This window comes from Acidovorax sp. 93 (assembly GCF_003633835.1).
Taxonomy (GTDB): Bacteria; Pseudomonadota; Gammaproteobacteria; order Burkholderiales; family Burkholderiaceae_C; genus Acidovorax; species Acidovorax facilis.
In genome coordinates this window covers 3001483-3024646 of sequence record NZ_RBIT01000001.1, presented here as the reverse complement: position 1 = coordinate 3024646, position 23164 = coordinate 3001483, and the positions used below count along the sequence as shown (strand labels likewise).

The following is a 23164-nucleotide window of genomic DNA, read 5'->3' as shown; positions in this document are numbered from 1 at the left end:
GATCGTAAACAGGCTCTTAGAGGTACTGGCAGATGGTCGAATCAAGCTTGTGGCATCCGGTGGCCTTGGTGGGCAATGTGGCGCAGGCCCCTGTTGCCGTGCGGCTTCTGGAACAACCGGTGGTGGTGTGGCGCGACGCGGCGGGTGCGGTGCAAGCTTTTGCCGACCAGTGTCCGCACCGTGGAGCCCAGCTGTCGCTGGGCCGCGTGACACCGCAAGGACAACTGGAGTGCCCGTACCACGGCTGGCAGTTTGCGGCGGGCGGCCGCTGCACCCACGTGCCAGCGCTACCCGCGTTTGTTCCGCCGCCCGGGCACTGCGCACGGACCTTTGAGGCGCGGGAGGCCTATGGCCTGATTTGGGTGCGCATGGAGCAGGGCTGTGCAGCGCTCCCCGCGTTTGTGGCCGAAGGCGACGCGCGGTTGCGCAAGCTCAACTGCGGGCCGTACGATGTGGCGGCCAGTGCGCCGCGCATCATCGAGAATTTTCTCGACATGTCGCACTTTGGTTTTGTGCACGAAGGCTGGCTGGGCAGCCGCGACGTCCCTGCCATTGATGACTACCGCGTTGAGGCCACACCCACTGGCTTGCTGGCCACCGGCTGCAAGGCCTGGCAACCCCAGTCCAACCTGCACTCCACCGCCCCGGCCCAGGTGGAGTACACCTACGAAGTCACGGCACCCTACGCGGCTGTGCTGACCAAGGTGCCCGAGGCGGGCACCACGGCCGTGGATGGCTGGCGGGAGTCCATTGCGCTGTTCATCTGCCCGATCACCCCGGTGCGCAGCCGCGTGTGGTTTCGCCTGGCCGTGGCAGATTTCGATTCGCCCGATGAGAAGCTGCAGGCCTTTCAGCACACCATCTTCACGCAAGACCAGCCCGTGCTGGAGTCGCAGACGCCACAGTGTCTGCCGCTGGACCTGCGGGCGGAGTTGCATACCGCCGCCGACAAGGCATCATCTGCCTACCGCCGCTTCTTGCGCCAGAGCGGCATCACCTTTGGAGTCTGCTGATGTTTAAAGTGCCCCCCATTTCCGCCGAGCGCCTGCCCACGCTGCTGCGCGCCATGCCCAAGGCCGAGCTGCATATCCATATCGAGGGCTCCCTGGAGCCTGAGCTGATCTTTGCACTGGCGCAGCGCAACGAATTGACCTTGCCCTATGCCAGTGTGGAGGCACTGCGCAGCGCCTACGCGTTCACCAACCTGCAAAGTTTTCTGGACATCTACTACGCGGGTGCCAGCGTGCTGCTGCACGAGCAGGACTTTTATGACATGGCGCGCGCCTACCTGGGGCGAGCAGCGCGCGACAACGTGCTGCACGCCGAAATCTTCTTCGACCCGCAGACCCACACCGCACGCGGCGTTGCCATGGAGACGGTCATCAACGGCCTGTACCGGGCCTGTGAAGATGCACGCAGGGAGCTGGGCATCAGTGCCACGCTCATCCTGTGTTTCCTGCGCCACCTTAGTGAGGAGTCCGCGTTCGAGACCCTGGAGCAGGCGATGCCCCTGCTCGACAAGATCGTTGGCGTAGGGCTGGATTCCAGCGAACTGGGCCACCCGCCCGAAAAGTTTGCCCGCGTGTTCGCCCGCTGCCGCGAACTGGGCCTGCACCTGGTGGCCCATGCAGGCGAGGAGGGCCCTCCTGCCTACATCTGGAGCGCGCTCGATGTGCTCAAGGTCGAGCGCATCGACCACGGGGTCCAGGCGGTGCACGACGCGGCACTGATGCAGCGCCTGGCGCAGGACCGTATTGCGCTCACGGTGTGCCCCCTGTCCAACCAGAAGCTGTGCGTGTTTCCCAACCTGGCGGACCACAACCTGGGCAAGCTGCTCGACGCCGGGCTGGCCGCCACGGTCAACTCGGACGATCCCGCTTACTTTGGCGGCTACATGAACGAGAACTTCACCCAGGTGTTTGCCGCCACGGGCCTCACGGCGAAACACGCCTACCAATTGGCGTTCAACAGCTTTGAGGCGAGTTTTGCCAGCAATGCCGACAAGCGTGTGTGGGAGCACAAGCTCAAGGAAACCTTTGAGCGGTGTGTGGAGCACGACTACTGAGCTGTGTGCGGCGGGCATAGCGCGGATTGCCAGTGCGAATCGGCGGGTTGGTGCGCTGTCGCCCGCGCGGCAGGGCGGCGGCGTGGGTAAACCCTTAAAATAGTAAGTATTCGTTCGAATTGCGTCCGGCCCAGGCCCACGGGGTGATCCACCACCATGGCCCTTACCCAGCGCTCCCTTGCGGAGTGCTCGGGTGCCGTGTTGCCCCCTTTTTTGGAGCCTTCCATGTTTCTCAGTCAAATCTCCATTGGCAAGCGCCTGACCCTGGTGCTCGGCCTCATCCTGGCGCTGTTTTTTGCCAGCAGCGTGGTGGCCGTGGTCAAGCTCAGCCAGTTGGGCAAAGAGATCGACGCCATGGTCAACGACAACATCAAGACCGAGCGCGCTGGCTCGGACTGGCTGCGCCACACCACATCGGGCGTGCAGCGCGCGGCAGCCATTGCCAAGAGCAGTGATGCCAGCCTGATCCCCTACTTCGCGCCCGCCACGGCCGCGTCGATCCGCGATACCAACGAGCTGCAGAAATTCATCGAGTCCAAGATGGACACGCCGGAGAAGAAGCAGCTTTTTGCCAAGGTGGGAGACTTGCGCAAGGACTACCTGGCGGCCCGCGAGGAAGTGAGCAAGTTCAAGCAGGCGGGCGATGCCGAGAACGCCAACAAGGTTTTCACCGAGCGGTTTGAGCCCACCTCCCGCAGCTACCTGGCGGGTGTGCAGCAGATGGTGGATGGCCAACGTGCCGAGCTCGATGCTGCCGGCAAGCGCAGCGAAGAGCTGCGTGCCCAGACCACGCTGCTGCTGCAGATCTGCACCGGGGTGTCGCTGCTGCTGGGCGCTTTGCTGGCCTGGCTGCTGACCACCAGCATCACGCGCCCGCTGCGCAAGGCAGAGGCCATTGCAGAGACCATTGCCAACATGGACCTGACGGGTGCCCCCCAGGCGAGCTACGCCAATGACGAAACCGGCCACCTGCTGCGCGCCCTGGATGCCATGCGCAGCGCTCTGCACCGTTCGCTGCAGCAAGTGCGGGGTGTGGTGGACAGTATCTCCACCGCCAGCACCCAGATCGCCATCGGCAACCAGGACCTGAGCGCGCGCACCGAGCAGACAGCCAGCAGCCTGCAGGAGACCGCCAGTTCGATGGAAGAGCTGACCAGCACCGTGCGCCAGAGCGCCGATTCGGCCGTGCAGGCCAACCAGCTGGCCGTGTCGGCGGCGCAGGTGGCCCAGCGCGGTGGCGATGTGGTGGCACAGGTGGTGACCACCATGGACGAGATCAACACCAGCAGCAAGAAGATCGCCGACATCATCGGCACCATCGACGGCATTGCGTTCCAGACCAATATCCTGGCCCTCAACGCCGCCGTGGAAGCCGCCCGTGCGGGCGAGCAGGGCCGTGGCTTTGCCGTGGTGGCCAGCGAAGTGCGCTCACTGGCCCAGCGCTCGGCCCAGGCGGCCAAGGAGATCAAGACACTGATCGGCGTGTCGGTGGAGAAGGTCGAGTCGGGTGCTGCCCTGGTGCAGAACGCCGGCACCACCATGGGCGAGATCGTGAGCTCCGTGCGCCGCGTGACCGACATCATTGGCGAGATCAGCGCAGCCGCTTCGGAACAGAGCCAGGGCATTGGCCAGGTGAATGTGGCGGTGACCCAGCTGGACCAGATGACCCAGCAAAATGCCGCCCTGGTGGAAGAGTCCACCGCCGCCGCCGAGAGCCTGAAGGACCAGGCGTCGCGCCTGGCCGAGGTGGTGGGTGCCTTCCGCCTGGGCGCAGGCCCGCAGGCGCTGCGGCTGAGCTGAAATTGCTCACGGGGCTCTGCGCGCTGCCGCAGCGCCCCGCCCGTGCTTGAAAGCGCTTTTTTTCCGGCAGTCTTTGCAACATCGCTTCATGTAGTTTTCGCACAGTCTGACCTTCCCGGTGGTACCGTCGTCCTGCGGTGCTTCCGGTCCATTCCATCAGGGCCATGTAGAGGAACACCATGTACAAAAACCTCGCAGCCACGCTCGTGGCCGCCTGTTTTTTCTCTCCCGTTTTTTCCCAGACCACGCCCGCCAAGGGCAGTACGGCCGAGCCTGTCAGAGCCGGTTTTGTCTATGTCTCGCCCATCACCGAGGCAGGCTGGACGCGCCAGCATGACGAAGGCCGCAAGGCCGTCGAGGCCGCGCTGGGCAATCAGGTGAAGACCACCTTTGTCGAGAACGTGGCCGAAGGCGCCGATGCCGAACGCGTGATCCGTGATCTGGCGGCCACGGGCCACCAGATCATCTTCACCCCCAGCTTTGGCTACATGGAGCCCACGCTCAAGGTGGCGCAGGACTATCCACACGTGAAGTTCGAGTCCATCACGGGCTACAAGACCACGCCCAATGTGGCCGCTGCCAACGCGCGCTACTACGAGGGGCGTTACCTCGCCGGTATTGCAGCGGGCCGCATGAGCAAGACCGGCGTGGCCGGTTTTGTGGCGGGCTTCCCCATCCCGGAGGTGCTCCAGGGCATCAACGCCTTCACATTGGGCATGCGCTCGGTCAACCCGCAGGCCGCGGTGAAGGTGGTGTGGCTCAATGTGTGGTTCGACCCACCCAAGGAGCGTGATGCGGCCATGGCGCTGTTCAACCAGGACGTGGACGTGATTGCGTTCCACACGGGTTCCACCGCCGTGATGGCCGCCGCGCAAGAGCGCGGCAAGATGGCCGTGGCCTACCACTCCGACATGCGCAAGACCGGGCCTGACGCCCAGATCGTGGCCGTGACGCACCAGTGGGGCAGTTACTACACCGAGCGCGTGCGCGCCGTGCAGAACGGTACCTGGAAGAGTGCCAACCTGTGGGGCGGTGTGCGCGAGGGCATGATCCGCGTTGGCGACTTTGGCCCCAAGGTGCCTGCCGCCGTGCAGCAGGAGGTCCTGAATGCGCAAAAGGCCGTGGGCGCGGGCAAGCTGCACCCCTTCCGTGCGGGCAAGGCACCGGTACGCGACAACGAAGGGCAGGAGCGCATTGCTGCGGGCCAAGCGCTGTCGGATGCTCAGATCCTGCAGATGAACTGGCTGGTGGAAGGTGTCGTGGGCAAGGTGTCCCGCTGATCCTGCAAGGCATATCGCCCGTCGTTATCACCTGTCGGTGCTCCCCCAACCCCATAGCCACTATGGGGTGCTGCATATACAAACGGCGCCCCCTGCCGCTAAGCTTGCCGCCATGCCTGTTTACCGTTCCGCCCTTTTGCGATTTGCCGACGATGGCCGCGCCCTCTATGACGAAGATGGCCTGCTGGCCATTGGCCCGGATGCCCAGGGCCGCCAGCGGGTGCTGGCAGCCGGCGCCTGGCAGGCGCTGTCGCACCAGTATGCCCACGAGCCCGTCACGCACCTGCCGGGTCGCATCCTGGCCCCTGGGTTTGTGGACATGCACATCCACTTTCCGCAGACCGACGTGATTGGCTCACCCGCGGATGGTCTGCTGCCCTGGCTGGAGAACTACACCTTTCCCCATGAATCGCGCTTTGTCGCATCCGACTACAGCGCGCAGGTGGCAGAGTTCTTTGTGGCCGAGCTGCTGCGCCATGGCGTGACTACGGCGCTGGCGTTTGCTACCTCGCACCCCGCCTCGGTGGATGCCTTGTTCACCGAGGGGCAACGCCAGCACATGCGCCTGATCACTGGCAAGGTGCTGCAGGACCGCCACTCGCCCGATGGCGTGCGCGACGATACCGAACAAAGCCTCATCGACACCGAGGCGCTGATCCAGCGCTGGCACGGCGTGGACCGCCTGGGCTATGCCATCACCCCGCGTTTTGCGCCCACCAGTACCCATGAACAACTGCGCGGCGCGGGCGAGCTGGCTGCGCGCTACCCCGATGTTTGGATTCAGTCCCACGTGGCCGAGAACCGCGACGAGATCCGCTGGGCGCGCGAGCTGTTCCCCGCCGCACGCAGCTACCTGGGCGTGTACGACGACTTTGGCCTGATGCGCGAACGCGCGGTGTATGCGCACTGCATCCACTTTGACGATGACGACCGCGCGCTGATGCGCGACACCGGTGCGGTGGCGGCGGTCAGCCCCACCAGCAACCTCTTTCTGGGCAGTGGCTTTTTTGACTACGCCAGCGCCGACCGCGTGGGCTTTGGCTACGGCCTGGCCAGCGATGTGGGCGGGGGTACCAGCTTTAGCCCGTTCCACACCATGCTGGCGGCGTATTACGTGGGGCGTGAGGGCCAGACCAAGCAGGGGCTGAGCCTGTCGCCGCAGCAGCTGTGGTGGCAACACACGGCCGGGGCGGCCAAGGCGCTGGGTCTGGCGGGTGAGGTGGGCAATTTGCAGCCGGGCTGCGAGGCCGACTTTGTGGTGCTCAACCCTCGGGCTACGCCTCTGCTGGAGCGCAAGACCTGCCAGGCGCGCAGCCTGGATGAGCTTTTGTTTGCGCTGATCGTGCTCGGCGATGACCGTGTGGTGGAGCAAACCGTGATTTCTCAAGCAAAATACGGCCCCAGCGCTTGATCATCAAGCGCTAATAGCTACATATTTAATAGCGCCCGGCTGTTTGCCGACGGCCAGGGCCACAGCGCAGGAAATTCAGCCATGAGCATCAAGAGCGACAAGTGGATCCGCCGCATGGCGGCCGAGCACGGAATGATCGAACCCTTCGAGCCGGGCCAGGTGCGCGAGGTGGAGGGCCGCAAGATCATCAGCTACGGCACCAGCAGCTACGGCTACGACATCCGCTGCGCACCCGAATTCAAGGTGTTCACCAATATCCACAGCACGGTGGTGGACCCGAAGAATTTCGACGAGAAGAGCTTTGTGGATTTCGAGGGTGACAGCTGCATCATCCCGCCCAACAGCTTTGCGCTGGCGCGCACGATGGAGTACTTCCGCATTCCACGCAACGTGCTCACCATCTGCCTGGGCAAAAGCACCTATGCACGCTGCGGCATCATCGTCAACGTGACCCCGTTCGAGCCCGAGTGGGAAGGCTATGTGACGCTGGAGTTCTCCAACACCACGCCGCTGCCCGCACGCATCTACGCGGGCGAGGGCTGCGCGCAGGTGCTGTTCTTCGAGAGCGACAAGGACGATGTGTGTGAGGTCAGCTACCGTGACCGGGGCGGCAAGTACCAGGGGCAGGTCGGCGTGACGCTGCCCAAGGCCTGACCTCCCGTCCGCGGGACCTTCGGCATGCGCTGGAACGTGTTCGCAGGGGCTGCGTCCTACAGCGCCAGTGCCCATTGGCTGAAATGCAAGCGCAGGTAAGGTTCTTAGCATGGTGTCATGCCGCCGGGCCCTCCGGTGGTCACGGAGTCCACCATGCTGACCTTTGCTGCGATGACCACACCCGCCAAGGCCCGGGGTGCTGCGCTTTCTCTACATGACCCTGCAGGTGCCACAGGCGACTTGGCCTCGGACCACGGCGCATTGCGCCCGGCAGCCGTGTCCCACGCCCACTATTGGCCCTGCGAGCTTCTCAACGCTTTCGTTCTGAAGATGGCCGCCACGGGCCACTGTGTGAATACCGCCATGATGCTGGGGCACCGGCCCTACGCGCTCGAACAGCTGGCCGTGGCGCGGGCCATTCAGGACCACAGCCTGAATGCGCTGGCCTTGCGGCTGCAAGCCTATTTTGATGTTGCCGCGCCCCAGGGCTGCGCCGTGGTGGCCGAGATCAGCGAGGTTTAGAACAGGTTACTGGCGGGTTTCTTGCACGCCGCTGGCCTTGCTGTGCGCTGACCGCTGTTCATGGACTGTGGTCATGCCTCCACGCAGACCCTGTTGCGCCCCTGGCCCTTGGCTTCATAAAGCGCCGCATCGCCCCGGCGCAGGATATCGAGGCCGTTGTCCTGCAGGCCGCGCATGCTGGCCACACCCGCGCTCACGGTGATGCGGCCCACGACCGGGTCGTGTTGTTCGGCCATGGCTTCGACCAGGGCCTGGGCGATGGCTTGGGCCCCCAGAAGGTCGGTGTCGGGCAGCAGCACCACAAACTCTTCACCCCCCAGCCGTGCGATCACATCCGAGTTGCGCAGGCGCATTTCCAGCGTGCGGGCCAGCCGGCGCAGGACTTCGTCGCCGGTTTCGTGTCCATAAGTGTCGTTCACGCGCTTGAAATGGTCCACGTCGACTGTGATCAGGCTCAACGGCCGGCCGCTGCGCCGCGCCAGCGCCAGGGCAAACGCCATCTGCGTTTCAAAACCCCGGCGGTTGAGCAGGCCCGTCAGAGCATCGGTGCGGGCCTGCAGGTCCAGGGCGCGGTTGGCAGCCTCCAGCTCCAGCGTGCGCAGGCGCACTTTTTCCTCCATGGCTTCGTGGGCTGTCAGAAGCCGGTGCGTCATGCGGCCCAGTGCGCCTGAAAGCTTGCTCACTTCCCGGCTGCTGTGGGCCTGGGGAATGCGGGTGCCGGGCTTGTCGGCCTCCACGGCGCTGGCGGCATCGGCCAGCGCGTACAGGTCATCGCTCAGGCGGCGTGCCGCCAGCCACGCCAGCACCGAGGCCAAAAGCGCGGCGCCGAGCCCGATGGCCAGTGCCAGTTGCACGGTGCGGTGGGCCTCGGCGAAGGCCAGTTCCACGGGTTCGCGGGCGACAATGCGCCAGCCGAGGTCGCTGATGCTGTTGCGTGCCTGCATCGGTGCGGTGGCCGTGAGGTAGCTGCGGCCATCCAGCCACCTCGCCACGACGGCCCGGCCTGCGGCGCGGTCAGACGCCACCGGGTTGTTGGCCTCGACGGGCAGGCGCTGCCCGGCTACTTGCAGGGCCCGGGTCTGGCCCCCAGGGGCGTAGATAAGCTCGCCTTTGCGGTCGAAGACGAATAGTTCTACCGCCTTGTCGTCCGTACGTACCGGGGTCAGGCTTTCCATGACCTCATGGGTCCATTCCCAGCTGCCGTGGATACCCACCACGCCGATGGTGGTCGGGCCCAGGCGAATGGGCGCCGCAAAATCCACAAACCGGTAGGGCTCGCCCGAAGGCGGCGGGGCCAGCAGCTGCTCCAGCAGCTTGGCCGGGTGGACATCTCCCACGTGCAGTGTTTGCAGGCCTTCCTTGAACCACGGGCGCTCTGCGACGCTCTGGCCCACCAGCAGTCCGCCCGTGGCGGCGCGCACCACGCCCTGGGCATCGGCCACACCGATCCAGGCGCTGTGGGGGTGGGTGGCCTGACTGCGTGCCAGCATGTGGTGGGCTTCGGCACTGTCGAGCCCTTTGGTCCAGACGGCCTCGGCGGCCGCCAGGACCTCGGCCTCGCGGCTGCGCTCCTGCAGGCCGTTGGCCAGCAGCTTGCCTGCATTTTCGGCAATGACCTGCAGGGCAGTCCCGGCATCGCGCTCGATGCGCAGCTTGAGCAGTTCGCCAAATCCCAGTGACAGCAGCACCGCCAGGCCCACCACCAACGTACCGAACACCAGCGCGATCTGCGAGCGCAGGCTGTGGTCCGAGAACCGGAGCAGGCTCATGGCGTGGCCTGCGAGGGTGGTGCGCCCTCTGTGTCCAGGCGCATCGCCAGGCGGGCCGCAGCCAGGTCCCAGCCAGCCCAGCCGCAGCTCTTGAACAGCACCGGCCCTGCGGACGGAGCGCGCAGGCGTTGCAGAGCTTCCCGCAGTGTGGGCAGCATGCCCACGTCGAGGCCCGCCTGCAGCAGATCGCCCGCCTCGTGGCGTGCGTCTTCACTGTCCACCACGATATGCCCGTGTGCGGCCACATGGCGGCAGAAGGCGGGGGCCAGTTCTGCCATGGCCGGGGTGAAGGCTCCCACCGCTGCCACAAAGGCGTCGGGGCGTGGTGGCGCGCTCAGCGCCACGCTGTGCGCCGGGGTGCACACGGCAATCAGCGGGCAATGGGGCACCGCAGCGTCTGCATCGGCCACCGTGCGTGCCTGGGCGCCCAGCGCCTGGGCGCGCAGGACCAGGGCCTCGGCGCTGGCGGCACTGCGCGAGGCCACCCACACATCACGCACCCCCAGGCCCTGCACAAAGGCTTCCAGGTGGGCCAGGCCCTGCACGCCCGCACCGACGATGAGCAGAGGTCCCCGTGGCTGCGGCGCCAGATGCTGTGCAGCCAGCAGCGACACCGCCGCTGTGCGCCGTGCAGTGATGGTGGGGCCGTCCAGCACCAGGCGGCGTTCGCCCGTGGTCACGTCAAACACCACGACGTCGCCCTGGATCGCGGGGCGGCCGGTGCCCGTGTTGGCAGGGGTCAGCGTGATGAGCTTGGCCATCGCCACGCGGCTGTCGGTGGCAGGCATGACAAACAGGCTGCCGCCCTGGGGCAGTGGCAGCACCGTGCGGGCAGGCACCGAGACGGTGCTGTCCCGCAAGAGGGCCGCAATCTCGGTGGCCAGCGCGTCCCATGGCAGACACGCCGCTGTGGCTGCTGCGTCCAGCGTGCCGGGGGCCGGGGAGAGGGAGGTGAAGGACATGCGCCGACTTTACACAGCGAGGGCGGAGCCGGGGAGCGGGCAAGTCCCCAGTCCAAGGCCATGATTTCAGTGCGTGGCACCCGCCCCGAGCGCTATGTCGCTCTGGTGAAGCACAGCGGCCCACAGGGCTGCGTGGATGCCGCGCACCATGTCCCGCAGTGCCAGGGAGGGTGTGCCTTGCCCGGGCAGCCAGGGCACGTGCACAAATCCGCCCCGGGCGCCCGCAGGGCCAACGCCTTGTGCCTGCAGCATGTGCATCAGTCCGTACAGCACATGGTTGCAGACAAAGGTGCCCGCTGTTTGTGAAACCTCGCAGGGCACGCCAGCCTGCTGTACGGAGCGCAGCATGGCCTTGAGTGGCAGGCTTGCAAAGTAGGCGGCAGGCCCGCCGGGCACCACCGGCGTGTCGATGGGCTGGGCGCCCACGTTGTCGGGAATGCGGGCGTCGTTGATATTGATGCCCACCCGCTCCAGCGACAGCGCGCTGCGCCCTCCTGCCTGGCCCAGGCAGACGGTCAGCGCGGGCCGGTGGGCCGTGGCCAGCGCCCGCAGCTGTTGCATCGATTCGCGAAAGACGGTGGGCAGTTGCGCCGCCACCACGCGGTGGCCCGCGATGCGCTGCCCGTCCAGCGCCTGGGCCACCAGCCAGCTGGGGTTGAGGCTGTCGCCGCCAAAGGGGTCAAAGCCTGTGATCAGAATCACCTTGTCGCCGATGGGGGCGTAGTGCGAGGCGTCGTGGAGCATGGGGCGGTTCGGGTGGGGCGTGGAAGGGTGGAATCGTGCCAGCGGGCGCCGACAGGCAGGCCATCGTAATTGGGCCCTCCGGTTCCTGCACCGCGCGTAATATGCGCCATGCCCTCCGCACGGTGAGGGCGCTGGAGATACGGCATGAAATGGGAAGGCAATCGCGAGTCGGACAATGTGGAAGACCGGCGCGGTGGGGGCGGCGGCTCGCCGATTTTCGGAGGGCGCAGCATTGGCATCGGCACCATCGTCATCGCACTGGTGGGCGGGTGGGTGCTGGGCATCAATCCGCTGACGATCCTGGGGCTGCTCAGTGGCGGTGGGCCGCCCGCGCAGGTGCAGTCGCAGGGGCCTGCCCAGCGCCCCCCGGCCGACGACACCATGGCCCGTTTTGTATCGACCGTTCTGGCCGATACCGAAGACGTGTGGCAGGCCGTGTTCCGCCAGGGTGGCGGCACCTACCAGGAGCCGCGCCTGGTGCTGTTTCGGGGCGCTACGGCCACGGCTTGCGGCACCGGGCAGGCGGCGATGGGCCCGTTCTATTGCCCGGCGGACCAGAAGGTCTACATCGACCTGGGCTTTTATGAAACCCTCAAGAACCGCCTGGGCGCGCCCGGCGATTTTGCCCAGGCGTATGTGATTGCCCACGAGGTAGGCCACCATGTGCAGAACCAGCTGGGCATCAGCGGCAAGGTGGACCAGATGCGTGGCCGCGTGAGCAAGGCGGAGTACAACGCGCTCTCGGTCCGGCTGGAGCTGCAGGCCGACTGTTTTGCCGGGGTGTGGGCACACCATGCGCAGAACGCGCGCCAGATTCTGGAGCAGGGCGATGTGGAAGAGGCCATGAACGCAGCGGCCAAGATCGGTGACGACGCCCTGCAGCGCTCGAGCGGCGGGGCGGTGGTGCCCGAAAGCTTCACCCACGGCACCAGTGCTCAGCGGCAGCGCTGGTTTCACAACGGGCTGCAGAATGGCAGCGTCAAAGCCTGCGATACCTTCGCGGCGCGGAGTCTTTGAAACACCCCCCTGAGCCGCTTCGCGGCTTCCCCCCGCTCTCGCAACACTGCGCGTTGCGGGCAGGGGGACGCAGCCAGCGCGGCGGGGCGGCCCTTGCGCGGCTGCCCGGGCATGGGCCGCGCCGGTTTTTTGGGGTGTGGGTGACCTACGGCGCTATGGAGAACTGAGATGTCCCCTGCTGAGTCCCTGCAGCCTCTCCGGTCGCCGGGCATCGCCGCCGCGTGGTCGGCGGCGGCGGTCACGGTGCCGCATGCCGCCGGCCTGGGCCTGCTGGCTTTTGCGCCCCTGGCGGCCGACCATTCCCTCGCAGCGCTGGCGCTGTGGTCGGCGGCCCTGCCGGGTTTGCTGCTCACGCTGGTGGTGCCACGTTCCGGGGTGGTCTACGCGCCCACCACGGTAGTGGCGCTGCTGTTTGCGGCCGTGCTGGCCACCGCCCATGGTGCGGCCCCTGCGCTGGGCCTGAGTGCGCGCCAGGTGCTGGCCGTGAGCGGCGCCACGGTGGCGCTGGCGTTTGTTTTTCAGTGGTTGCTGGGGGTGCTGCGGCTGGCCTCGGTGGCGCGGTTCCTGCCCGTTTCGGTGACGCATGGTTTTGCGGCCGGGGTGGGGCTGTCGATGGTGGTGGGCCAGGTGCGCAACGGCTTTGGCGCGGGGGGCGACGCCCTGTGGAACGTCCGCACCGGCTGGCACCTGCTGGCGGCGCTCGCCGTGGTGGGGGTGGCCTGGGCGTTGCGCTGGCGCTGGCCCCGCATGCCGGGGCTGCTGTCGGCTGTGGTCCTGGTGGCGCTGGCCGTGGCGGTGGCGGGGGTGTGGGGTGGTGGCCTGGGGGATGTGTTTGCCCCCGCCGTGCAGCCCAGCCAGTTTGCCGGCCCGCTGTGGCCCGACTGGACGGGGGTTCCCTGGATGGCGCTGGCGCAACAGCACGGGTCGGACCTGGTGGTGCTGGCGCTGTTGATGGCGCTGGTCAACAGCCTGGAGATACTAGTGTTCAACCAGGAGCTGGAGCTGGACCACGGTCTGCGTGGCAACGCCAATCTGACCCTGCGCCGCGAGAGCCTGTTGGGCGTGTTGTGCGGGCTGGCCGGGATGATTCCTGCATCCACCAGCGCATCGCGCTCGCGCATTGTGCTGGCGCAGGCGGGCCCCTCCCGCGACGCACCGCGCTGGCATGCCGGCATCATGCTGGGCGTGGCAGTGACGGGCGCCTGGTGGCTGCACTGGGTGCCCATGGCCTGCCTGGCGGGTGGGCTGGTGCTGGCCGGGCTCATGCAGGTGCCGGGTCTCATGTGGTCGCTGCGCTACGCGCAGCGCTCGCGGGTGACCTGGGCGCAGAGCTGGCTGGTGGCGCTGGTGTTTGCCGTGATGGGCGGCGTGGGGGCTCTGGTGGCGGGTCTGGTGGTGGCCACCTTTGTGTTGCTGCACGACTCCGCCGCCAAGGTGCTGCGCCATGTGCGGCTCGATGGCGAACTGCGCTCACGCCGGCTGCGCCGGGCGGGCTCGGACACCTGGCTCTCGCCGCGCATGAACCAGGTGGCTGTGTTTGAACTGCAGGGCGTGATGTCGTTCGGCGTGGCGGCCCACTTGGCCGAGCAGGTGCGTTTGCTGCTGCAGCCGCGCCACCGCTGGGTGATTCTGGATGCGGGCCGCGTGCCCGCCTGGGACAGCACGGCACTGGCGCAACTGCGCGCGCTGGTGCGCGACCTGGGCCAGCAGGGCATTGCCGCTGCCGTGGCCGCGCTCGATCCTGTGGCCGCTGAACATGCAGGCGACCAGGTACGCGCCTTTGCCGACCTGGACCGCGCCTTGGAATGGGCCGAGGCCGGCATCCTCTCGCAGCGCCCCATTGAGCAACGCCCCGCGCGTCCCGAAAGGGATCTGCTGGGCGAGATTGGCGAGGGCGTGCCCCGGGCGGCGGCCAATGCTCTGATGGCCTTGCTGGAGCCTCTGGCCGTGCCGCCCCACGGGGTGGTGTTCAGCGCGGGAGACACCGACCACGACCTGCTGGTGGTGAAGTCGGGCCACATCACACTGGTGACCCAGTGGCCGCCCGACAAGGGGCTGCGCTTGGCCACGGTCGGGCCGGGCATGGCGTTTGGCGAGATGGCGTTCCTCAACGGCGCTGCGCGCAGCGCTTGTGCGGGGTCTGAGCGGGGGCCTGCGCACCTGGTGCGCCTGTCGCGGGCGCACTTTGATGCCTGGGCCCGGCAATACCCCGAGGCAGCGCTCACCGTGATGAATAACCTCGCCCAGATCGGGGCGAGGCGTCTGGCGGTGACCACACGCCAATTGCGGGCGGTGTTGGAGTAATTTTGAATAAAAAGTGCCACTAGCGCTTGATTGATAAGCGCTGATAGCTATTAAAAATGTAGCTTATTGCTGTGACTTGCTCAATGAATAAATGCGCTCTGTACCACGCCCCCATGGTGAAAAATCGCTTTTTGGGCCACCGGTGCGACAATAGAGGGCTAAATGACAAGTTCCTTTTCCAATCTATCGCTGGCTGAACCGCTCGCGCGCGCCGTAGCCGAAATGGGCTACGAGTCCATGACGCCCATCCAGGAGCAGGCCATTCCGGTGGTGCTCACAGGGCAAGACGTGATGGGCGCAGCCCAGACCGGCACCGGCAAGACGGCGGCTTTCTCGCTGCCCCTGCTGCAGCGCCTGCTCAAGCACGAAAGCAGCTCCACATCCCCGGCCCGCCATCCTGTGCGCGCCCTGGTGCTGTTGCCCACGCGCGAGCTGGCCGACCAGGTGGCCCAGCAGATCGCGCTGTACGCCAAGTACACCAAGCTGCGCAGCACCGTGGTGTTTGGCGGCATGGACATGAAGCCCCAGACCATCGAGCTGAAAAAGGGCGTCGAAGTACTGGTGGCCACACCAGGCCGCCTGCTGGACCACATCGAAGCCAAGAATGCCGTGCTCAACCAGGTCGAGTACGTCGTGCTCGACGAGGCCGACCGCATGCTGGACATCGGTTTCCTGCCCGACCTGCAGCGCATCCTGAGCTACCTGCCCAAGCAGCGCACCACGCTCCTGTTCAGTGCCACGTTCTCGCCCGAGATCAAGCGCCTGGCCAGCAGTTACCTGCAAAACCCCGTCACCATCGAGGTGGCCCGACCGAACGAAACGGCCTCCACCGTGGAGCAGCGCTTCTACAGCGCCAATGACGACGACAAGCGCCGCGCCATCCACCAGGTGCTCAAGACCCGGGGTATCAAGCAGGCGTTCATCTTCGTCAACAGCAAGCTCGGTTGTGCCCGTCTGGCGCGCAGCCTGGAGCGCGAAGGCCTCAAGACCACCGCGCTGCATGGCGACAAGAGCCAGGACGAGCGCCTGAAGGCGCTCGAAGCCTTCAAGAGCGGCGAGGTCGATCTGCTGGTGTGTACCGATGTGGCCGCGCGCGGCCTGGACATCAAGGACGTGCCTGCGGTATTCAACTTCGACGTGCCATTCAACGCCGAAGACTATGTGCACCGCATCGGCCGCACGGGCCGTGCTGGCGCCTCGGGCCTGGCGGTGACGCTGGTGTCGGGCAGCGATGCCCGCCTAGTGGCCGACATCGAGAAGCTGATCAAGAAGAAGATCGATCTCGAAGCCATCGAATACGAAGAAGACCAGCCCCGCGGCCGCATCAACGACGGCCGCCGTGCCTGGCGCGAAGCCGGTGAGACAGGCGACGGGCGCGATGCGCTGCCGGCCGCCCCCGCCGCGCCACGGCGCGAGCGTGACCAGCGCGTCGGGCGCGAGGGGCGTGAACAACACCGGGGCTTTCGCCCGGCCGTGGCATCGCGCGACCCCTTCTTTGAGAAGCCGTATGAGGCCAGCGCAGCTGCCGATGCAACCCCCGCCTGGGAAGCTGCCAAATCGGCCCCGCGCAGCAGCGTGTCGGCCAACATCAAGCCCAAGCGCAAGGTGGCAGCACTGTTCAAGGCTGCCCAGCCAGAGACTTCGGTGCAGTGATGAAATACAGGCCGTTTTAGGCCTGTAGCGATTGATGGATAAGCGCAAGAAGCTATATTTTCAATAGCAACTGAGGCCCCGTCAGTCTGAATGCAAACGGTGGTCGGCCCGGAGGTTCGGGGCCAGCCTGCGCAGCAAGGCCACATCGATGGCGCCGAAGGGGACCGCCCGCCCCCCACGCTGCTGCACAAACTCCTGTGCAGCCTCCGCATGGGCAAACGCGGGCAGATTGCCCGCCCGCATCGGCCCCCTGGCCGAAGACCCTGTCACATACACCGCCTCCTGCGCGTTCAGCCAACCACCCGTATCGGTATCGGTGACATACCGCGCGACGATGGCGTCGGCCGTGCGGCCCCGCGTGTAGTGGGCCACGTTGCCCAGGTACAGCATGAGGCTGAGCGGTGAGTCAAAAAAATACGCATCCCCGTCCGCAAAAATGACCTGCGTTGCCCACGCCCGTGTGCGGGCCGGGTACATGCCACACACCGGGCAGCGTGCGTCGGCGGGCACCTCGCGGGCGGCGGTCAGGGGCTGGCCCAGCACAGGGTCGTAGGGCGTTGGCGGCGCCACCACGCACACATCGTCGCCGATGCCCTCCAGGGCAGCGTTGCCGGATGGGCGGGGCGGAGTGCGCTGGGGCCATTGCCATGCCACCAGGCCTGCCGAGCCCAGCAGCAGGATTGCAAGGGCTGTGCGCCGGGTGGCTGCGTGTGGGCGGGGCATCAGCGCAGGCATGGGGGCGGCTCACATCCGCGTGTCGTGCAGCGCACCGCCGCTCAGGTCCACCATGGCGGGCGTGATCTCGGCAAAGCGCAGCACCTTGCCGCCATATTCAGCAGCAAACTTTTTCGCGTCGGCCTCTTGCGCAAAGCTGCCGATGGTGGGGCCCATGGAGCCGTGGCGCTTGCCGCCCACCACGTAGAGGGCGGTCTTGCCGTCGATCCAGTGGCCCTGTGGTGCATTCCAGTCGGCCTGGCCCATGTCCTGCACATACACGGCCTGCACGGCGCGGACCTGTTCGCCGGCCAGCAGGGTGCTGAACAGTTCCACCGTGTCGCAAAAGAACGAGGGCTTGTCCTGCCCCGCGAAACGCACCTGCGCCTTGGGGCCGGGGTAGTCGGCCAGCAGCATGCCGTCGAGTTCGCAGCTGGTGGTGCGGTCGATCTCCTGGGGTTGGAGAAATTGCGCGCTGTTGTCCGCCTGGCTGCAGCCCGTGAGGCCAGTCAGGCCCGTGAGTGTGCCGAGCGAAGCGAGTGCGGCCCAGCCCAGCAATTGCCGGCGCGTGGTGCAGCCGCACCGGGGTTGGTAAGAATGGTTCATGGTTTGAATCTCCAGCTTGCAAGACCGAGCGGCACTACGATCCAGCCCGCCATCACCGCGCCCATCAGCCATGGCTTGGCCAGGGCAGGGGGCACGATGCTGGTCAGGCCGTACAGGGTGCGCACGTCATCGAGCGAGAACACGTTGAGGATGCGGAAAACGTCGGCCGGGTTGAGCAGCAGCAGGTAGGCCATGGCCTCGCCGCCCACACTGCCGCCCGTGGCCACCAGGGCGCCCAGCAGCAGCAGGTCAAACACCAGCACAAAAAAGAACCAGGCGGCAATCGCCAGGCCCGAGGCGCGTGTGCGCTCGTGCGTGAGCACCGAGAGCAGCACCGCCATGCTCAGGAACGCCAGCCCCAGCAGCACCGAGCTGAGCATGAAGCCGCCGTAGTGGAACAGCGCAGCCCCGCTGAACTGCCGGACCAGCAGCACCGCCACCAAGCCAAACCCCGCCAGCGTGGAGAGCGTGAGCGCCGCCGCCAGCCCCAGGTACTTGCCCAGCAACAGCTCCAGCCGCGTGATGGGCAGCGACAGCAACAGGTCGAGCGAGCCGCGCTCGCGTTCGCCCACGATGGCGTCAAAGCCCAGCAGCAGCGCGATCAGCGGGATGAGGTAGATCACCAGGCTGACCAGACTGGCGATGGTGAACTCGATGGACCGAAAGCCCACGGTGCCCTGCTGCGCGCCGCCAAAGTAGGCGATGGCCAGCGAGAACACGGTGAACACGAGCGCCACGGCCAGCACCCAGCGGTTGCGCATGCGGTCGCGGAACTCTTTGCCCGCGATGGTGAAGATTTGTTGGAATTCCATGGCTAGCCCTTGCGCAGGTCAAAGTACACATCCTCAAGCGAGGGTTCCTGGATCTGCAGGTCCTGCAGCGCGGTGCCCAGCGGTGCCAGCGCACCCAGCACGGCCATCTTGCTGCCGCGTGGGCAGTCCACATGCAGGCCTTCCGGCGTTTCCGCTGCGGTGATGTCGGACACTGCAGAGAGCAACCCCAGCGCGGCAGGCCGGTCGGCCGCAGCCAGGGTGAGGTGGATGGTCAGCGGCATGTGCGCCTGTTCGCGCAGCGCCTGCACGCTGCCCAGGGCCTGCAGCTTGCCGGAGGCCAGGATGGCCAAGCGGTCCACGCGCTCCTGCAGCTCGGCCAGGATGTGCGAAGTGATGACGATGGTCACGCCACCCGTCTGCAGCTCGCGCAGTGTGGCGTAGAAGTCGCGGATGGCCTGCGGGTCCAGGCCGTTGGTGGGCTCGTCGAGCAGCAGCACCTGGGGCTCGCCCAGCAGGGCTTGCGCAAACCCCAGGCGCTGGCGCATGCCCTTGGAGTATTCGCGCACGGCGCGGTTGCCCGCGTGGGCCAGGCCCACGCGTTCCAGCAGCGCGGGGCATTGTGCGAGGGGCGCACCCTTGAGGCGGGCGAAGAAACGCAGCGTTTCCAGTCCGTTCAGGTTGTCGTAGAGCACCACGTTCTCGGGCAGGTAGCCCAGGTGGCGGCGGGCGGCGCGAAAGTCGCGGCCCTGCACGGTGGCGCCGCCCACCCGGATCTCGCCCGAGGTGGCGGGCGTGAGGCCCAGGATCATCTTGAACAGCGTGCTCTTGCCCGCGCCGTTGTGGCCGATGAGGCCGAAGATCTCGCCGCGCGCAATGCGCAGGTCGATGCCGTCCACGGCGTGCAATGCGCCGTAGTGCTTGTGCGCGCCCCGCACCTCGATGGCGGGGGGCTCGCTCAGGTCAATGGGGGGAGGGTTGCGTGTCACGCTGAAAATTCCGTTGAGGTTGGTTCGGTTGCATGCGGGGCTTTGGGTCCACCACGGTGGGCACGCGCAGCACCGGAAACTGCTGGCCCACCAGGCGCAGTGCCTGCACTGCGGGGCTGGCCAGCAGAAGCTTGATGGTGGGGTGGCGCCAGGTCAGGCGGTCCACCATGTCGTTGGCCTCGTAGGGCACGTCGCCCACGCCGTTGCCGTCGCGGTCCCAGCCCAGGTAGTTGCTCCAGTGGTTGCCGCCTTCGGTGCCCCAGCGCTCGTCGCGGGCGCCCACATAGCGCACCTGCTCGCGGTTGCCGATGAAGTCGTTGCCTTCGACCTTGTTGTTTTTGGAGCCGGCCGACAGGTGCACGCCCACCGTGTTGCGCGCCACCAGGTTGCCGCGCAGGGTGATGTACTCCACGTCGTAGATGAAGAAGCCTCGGGAGTTCTCGGCCACCACGTTGTTCTCGATCACCGAGTCCTGCAGGGTGCGCAGCATGATGCCGTGGTCGCTGTTGCCCCACGCGCGGTTGTTGCGCACCACCTGGTCGCGCACCTCCATCAGCGCCAGGCCGCCACGGTTGAGGTAGGTATCGTTGTCTTCCCACAGGTTGTAGTAAGAGTTCATGTAGTGCGTGCCGTAGCGGGTGTGGTGCAGCCGGTTGCCGCGAAACACCGCGTGGTGCGACACGTCCACATACAGCGCGTCGCGCACAAAGCTGATGTGGTTGCCCTCGATGCGTGCGCCCGTGGTGTTGTACAGCTGCACGCCGTTGCCGCGCTGCGACGAGTTCACATCGCGCAGGCCTGTGATGGTGTTGTGCAGCACCTGTACATCGTTGGCCTTCTCGATCCACAGGCCAAAGAGGTTGTAGGTGAGGTCGTTGTGGCGCACCACGGCGCGGTGTGCTCCGGGGTAGATGTAGATGCCTGCGTTCTGGTCCTTGAGGCTGGTGCCCGAGTCGCGCACGATCAAGCCTTCGATCACCACGTCGGGCGCGGTGACGCGGATGGTGTCGCCCGCCTGGCCGCCGCTGAGCGTGGGGCGGTCGATGCCGCGCAGGGTCACGGCCTTGTCGATGCGCAGGTTCACGCGGTAAAAGCCCCGCTGCACCTCCACCGTGTCTCCCGGTGCCGCTGCCGTGATGGCGGCCTGCAGGTCCTGGCCGGGGCGCACCAGCACGGTGGCAGCCGCCGCAGGAAGCGCGATCCACAGCGCCAGGGCCATGGCAACCGCAGCGAGTGCAAGGGGGGACTTCATCACGCCAGTCCCACCAAGGCCTTGATGGCCAGGAAGAGTGCTGCGCCGATCAGCAGGTTCTTGAAGCCCACGTAGCTCAGCATGTCCATCACGCCCGCCCGGCGGTACTGGTCGCGCCACCACGGGCCGTCCTTCACATAGCGCTTGCCCGACAGGCGGATCAGCACCTCGTACACGCTCCAGCCAAACCACCAGCCGATGATGGCGCCCGACGACAACGTGCCCAGGGCGGTCATCACCCAGGCCACGCTGGCAGCCAGGGCGAGCGAGAAGCCCGCGATCTGCAGCGCGCGCCGCGAGGCCCAGCCTTCGCGGCTCCAGGGCCACAGATGGTCCACCAGCTCCTTCGCCATCCAGCGCAGGCCGCGCGAGCCTGCCTTGGTCTGCGGCAGCACTGGCGCCGTAGGCCAGCGTGGGTCCGGCCCCTTCGCGGCCTTGGCCGAGATCTGGTCCTGCACCGTGGCAGGGTGGATCGGGATGAAATAGCCGTTCTTGCCGATGGGCGTGATTTCCAGGCCATCTTTCTCGCGGCGCTTGCGCTCCTTGGCCAGGGGCGGGCAGCCCTTGGTGTCGGTGTAGAGAATCATGCAGTCGAGGCAGTGCAGGCATTCGCGGTGGTCGATGCGGCCGTCTGCGTCGATGGCCTGTGCACCGCAGCCCACTGCGCAGGCCTTGCAGCTGTTGCAGTCCTGCTTGCGCTTGAGGCCAAACCAGCGGAACGTGCTGGGCATGGCCAGCGAGGCACCCAGCGGGCAGATGTATTTGCAGTAGGGTCGCTCGATGAAGATCGAAACGCCCAGGATGGCCGCCACAAACAGGCTGTAGGGCCAGGCGCGGTTCAGCACACCGACGAGGAAGGTGGTCTTGAACGGCTCCACCTCGGCCAGCTTCTCCGCCAGTCCCATCGAGAACATCGACACCACCAGCAACCCGAAGAACACCGCGTACTTGACCCACTTGAGCTGGTCGTGCCACTTCTGCGGCAGCTGCGTCTGAAAGCGCTTGAAGCCCACCGCACGCGCGATCTTGTAGATGCCCTCCTGCAGCGAGCCAAACGGGCACATCCAGCCGCAAAACAACCCGCGCCCGAACAGGAACACGGTGACGATGATGAAGATCCAGAACAGGAAGATGAACGGGTCGGACAGGAACAGCGACCAGGTCCACTGGAACAGCAGCGCGTGGAACCAGGTCAGCACCTGCGTGATGGAAGGCTGTGCCATGGCGCCAAAGCCGATCCAGCCGATGCTGAGGGCCCAGAAGCTGTACTTGAAGGCGTTGACCGGCCACTTGTTCTTGTGGGTGGACAGGCGCGTGAGCTTCTCGCGCAGGGCGTACACCACGGTGACGGCAATCAGCAGCGCGGCGAACAGCGCAATCTCTACCGCACGCGACTTCCACACGCGCACCCAGGGGTCGTCGGGCTCGTTGATGGTGGGGCGCCCGCCTTGCAGCATGGCGGCGGGCAGCCAGTAGGGCGTGTCAAAGCTGGTGAAGCTGCGTGTGCCCGTGGCCCGGTCCACGCGGTTGCCCAGAAAGCTCAGCTTCCACGGGTAGGCGGCCGAGAAGGCGGGTGAGCGGATGATGAAGATGACCGATTCGTTGTAGCTAGGTGCGCCTGCGGCCTCGATGCCGTACAGGTTGAGCGCGTCCAGGTCGCGGAAGGTGAACGAATCCGCCCCCTGGCGCACCTGCACGCGGTCGTAGATGCCGCCGCGCACAAAGCCCGAGCCCTTGAACGATTCCTTGCCGCCGGTGCGGACGATGAAGAAGGCGTGTTCGCCCTCCTTGAGCTGCAGGCGCAGGTTGTTCCAGCCGTTGTCGCCCAGAAGGCTCTTGCCAATGTCGGGGTGGTTCAGGTCGCCAAACCACAGCTCGATGAACGGGTCGGGGCCCTTGTCCAGGCCCACCTGTTCGGGCAGCACCCGCAGGCGCTGCACAGTGCCTTGTTGCACCAGCTCGGCCCAGCTCAGGCGCTTGCCGGTTTCGGCATAGCGTGCGGGCTCGCGCACCGTGGGCGCGAGGATGCCCACCTGCCGCGCCACGGCGGAGCCCGAGGCCATCATGACCTGGTTCTGCGCGATGACGGTGACCGTGGCGCCCGAGATGGCGTCGAGACCCAGCACGTTTTCATCAGGGCGCGACTGGCCCACCTCGATCTTGTCGGCCACCGACTTGCCCAGGTACTGGGCGTTGAACTTCAGCAGCGCAGATTCAGGGATGCCCAGCAGCAGGATGGGCTCGGAATGCTTGAGCACCTTCACGCCCACGAAGCGGCCCTGTGTGTCCATGCCGATCAGCGTGACCACGGGCTTGCCCGAGTAGGCAGGGGTGTCGGTGATGTCGGTGGAGAGCATCACGTAGCCCAGCAGCTTCTTTTGCGCGCTGTCGTTGTCGTAAGCCTCTACGTAGGGCGGCTGGCCCTTGCGTTCAGAGAAATGGCTGGCGCCGGGAAACACGTCCTTGCACGGCACCAGTGCGCACATGTCGCGCGCGGTAGAGAGTTCCGCAGGCAGCTCGGCCTCGTAGGCGCCTGCTGCAGCATGCGCGCGCGGCGCCAGCCAAAGTGCTGCCAACAAGACCAGAAGAAGCGTGGCGAACTGCCGACGGAGGGATGTCATGAAACTATCTTTTTGATAGCTGCTAGCGCTT

General features: G+C 66.4%; 19 protein-coding genes. 10 read left to right on the top strand and 9 right to left on the bottom strand.

Annotated elements, in window-relative coordinates; all coding sequences use genetic code 11:
* The first annotated feature begins 32 nt into the window (after positions 1-32).
* The 7 genes from C8C93_RS13775 (at position 33) to C8C93_RS13745 (ending at position 7732) form a co-directional block, all read left to right on the top strand.
* Positions 33-1013, top strand: a complete 981-nt coding sequence (locus tag C8C93_RS13775) for an aromatic ring-hydroxylating dioxygenase subunit alpha (protein ID WP_121507274.1) — start codon at positions 33-35, stop codon at positions 1011-1013.
* Positions 1013-2065 carry an adenosine deaminase gene (locus tag C8C93_RS13770; RefSeq protein ID WP_121507273.1) on the top strand — a complete coding sequence of 351 codons (1053 nt, stop codon included), beginning with the start codon at positions 1013-1015 and terminating at the stop codon, positions 2063-2065. The genes C8C93_RS13775 and C8C93_RS13770 overlap by 1 nt, the downstream gene beginning before the upstream one ends.
* A 225-nt stretch (positions 2066-2290) precedes the next feature.
* Entirely contained in the window at positions 2291-3865 is a 1575-nt protein-coding gene (locus tag C8C93_RS13765) for a methyl-accepting chemotaxis protein (protein WP_121507272.1), read from the top strand.
* Positions 3866-4044: 179 nt separating this feature from the next.
* A complete protein-coding gene (locus tag C8C93_RS13760) occupies positions 4045-5145 on the top strand; it encodes a BMP family ABC transporter substrate-binding protein (RefSeq protein ID WP_121507271.1) in 1101 nt (366 codons plus the stop codon).
* A 112-nt stretch (positions 5146-5257) separates the two neighbouring features.
* Positions 5258-6556 (top strand): guanine deaminase, encoded by a 1299-nt coding sequence (gene guaD / locus C8C93_RS13755; RefSeq protein ID WP_121507270.1) that lies wholly within the window; start codon positions 5258-5260, stop codon positions 6554-6556.
* Between the two features lie 81 nt (positions 6557-6637).
* Positions 6638-7210, top strand: coding sequence for a dCTP deaminase (gene dcd / locus C8C93_RS13750; RefSeq protein ID WP_055401412.1), 573 nt, complete (start codon positions 6638-6640; stop codon positions 7208-7210).
* Between the two features lie 153 nt (positions 7211-7363).
* The gene (locus C8C93_RS13745; RefSeq protein ID WP_055401424.1) at positions 7364-7732 is read left to right on the top strand and encodes a hypothetical protein; all 369 of its coding nucleotides are present in this window, start codon (positions 7364-7366) and stop codon (positions 7730-7732) included.
* 71 nt (positions 7733-7803) lie between these two features.
* Here C8C93_RS13745 and C8C93_RS13740 read toward each other — a convergent pair whose 3' ends face one another.
* From C8C93_RS13740 to pcp, 3 genes are all read right to left on the bottom strand, one after another.
* The gene (locus C8C93_RS13740) at positions 7804-9501 is read right to left on the bottom strand and encodes a diguanylate cyclase (RefSeq protein ID WP_121507269.1); all 1698 of its coding nucleotides are present in this window, start codon (positions 9499-9501) and stop codon (positions 7804-7806) included.
* Entirely contained in the window at positions 9498-10463 is a 966-nt protein-coding gene (locus C8C93_RS13735; protein ID WP_121507268.1) for a delta(1)-pyrroline-2-carboxylate reductase family protein, read from the bottom strand. The genes C8C93_RS13740 and C8C93_RS13735 overlap by 4 nt, the downstream gene beginning before the upstream one ends.
* 66 nt (positions 10464-10529) lie before the next feature.
* A complete protein-coding gene (gene pcp / locus C8C93_RS13730; RefSeq protein ID WP_121507267.1) occupies positions 10530-11207 on the bottom strand; it encodes a pyroglutamyl-peptidase I in 678 nt (225 codons plus the stop codon).
* Between the two features lie 144 nt (positions 11208-11351).
* Here pcp and C8C93_RS13725 point away from each other — a divergent pair, with 144 nt between their 5' ends.
* From C8C93_RS13725 to C8C93_RS13715, 3 genes are all read left to right on the top strand, one after another.
* The gene (locus C8C93_RS13725; RefSeq protein ID WP_121422587.1) at positions 11352-12224 is read left to right on the top strand and encodes a neutral zinc metallopeptidase; all 873 of its coding nucleotides are present in this window, start codon (positions 11352-11354) and stop codon (positions 12222-12224) included.
* Between the two features lie 168 nt (positions 12225-12392).
* A complete protein-coding gene (locus C8C93_RS13720) occupies positions 12393-14528 on the top strand; it encodes a SulP family inorganic anion transporter (protein ID WP_121507266.1) in 2136 nt (711 codons plus the stop codon).
* 162 nt (positions 14529-14690) lie between these two features.
* On the top strand, positions 14691-16181 hold the full coding sequence (locus C8C93_RS13715) for a DEAD/DEAH box helicase (RefSeq protein WP_121507265.1): 1491 nt from the start codon (positions 14691-14693) through the stop codon (positions 16179-16181).
* Positions 16182-16262: 81 nt separating this feature from the next.
* Here the strand turns inward: C8C93_RS13715 and C8C93_RS13710 are convergent, their stop codons facing one another.
* Genes C8C93_RS13710 through C8C93_RS13685 form a run of 6 tightly spaced genes read right to left on the bottom strand, consistent with a single transcriptional unit; the run spans position 16263 to position 23133 of the window.
* Positions 16263-16904, bottom strand: a complete 642-nt coding sequence (locus tag C8C93_RS13710) for a nitrous oxide reductase accessory protein NosL (protein WP_233559391.1) — start codon at positions 16902-16904, stop codon at positions 16263-16265.
* Between the two features lie 21 nt (positions 16905-16925).
* On the bottom strand, positions 16926-17501 hold the full coding sequence (locus C8C93_RS13705; protein ID WP_121507263.1) for a nitrous oxide reductase accessory protein NosL: 576 nt from the start codon (positions 17499-17501) through the stop codon (positions 16926-16928).
* Positions 17498-18313 carry an ABC transporter permease gene (locus C8C93_RS13700; protein ID WP_057228618.1) on the bottom strand — a complete coding sequence of 272 codons (816 nt, stop codon included), beginning with the start codon at positions 18311-18313 and terminating at the stop codon, positions 17498-17500. The genes C8C93_RS13705 and C8C93_RS13700 overlap by 4 nt, the downstream gene beginning before the upstream one ends.
* A 2-nt stretch (positions 18314-18315) precedes the next feature.
* Positions 18316-19260, bottom strand: a complete 945-nt coding sequence (locus C8C93_RS13695; RefSeq protein WP_199727026.1) for an ABC transporter ATP-binding protein — start codon at positions 19258-19260, stop codon at positions 18316-18318.
* Positions 19235-20512 (bottom strand): nitrous oxide reductase family maturation protein NosD, encoded by a 1278-nt coding sequence (locus tag C8C93_RS13690; protein ID WP_121507262.1) that lies wholly within the window; start codon positions 20510-20512, stop codon positions 19235-19237. Before C8C93_RS13690 ends, C8C93_RS13695 begins: the two co-directional genes overlap by 26 nt.
* Positions 20512-23133: a NosR/NirI family protein gene (locus C8C93_RS13685; RefSeq protein WP_121507261.1), complete on the bottom strand. Its 2622-nt coding sequence runs from the start codon at positions 23131-23133 to the stop codon at positions 20512-20514. The genes C8C93_RS13690 and C8C93_RS13685 overlap by 1 nt, the downstream gene beginning before the upstream one ends.
* Between the last annotated feature and the right edge of the window lie 31 nt (positions 23134-23164).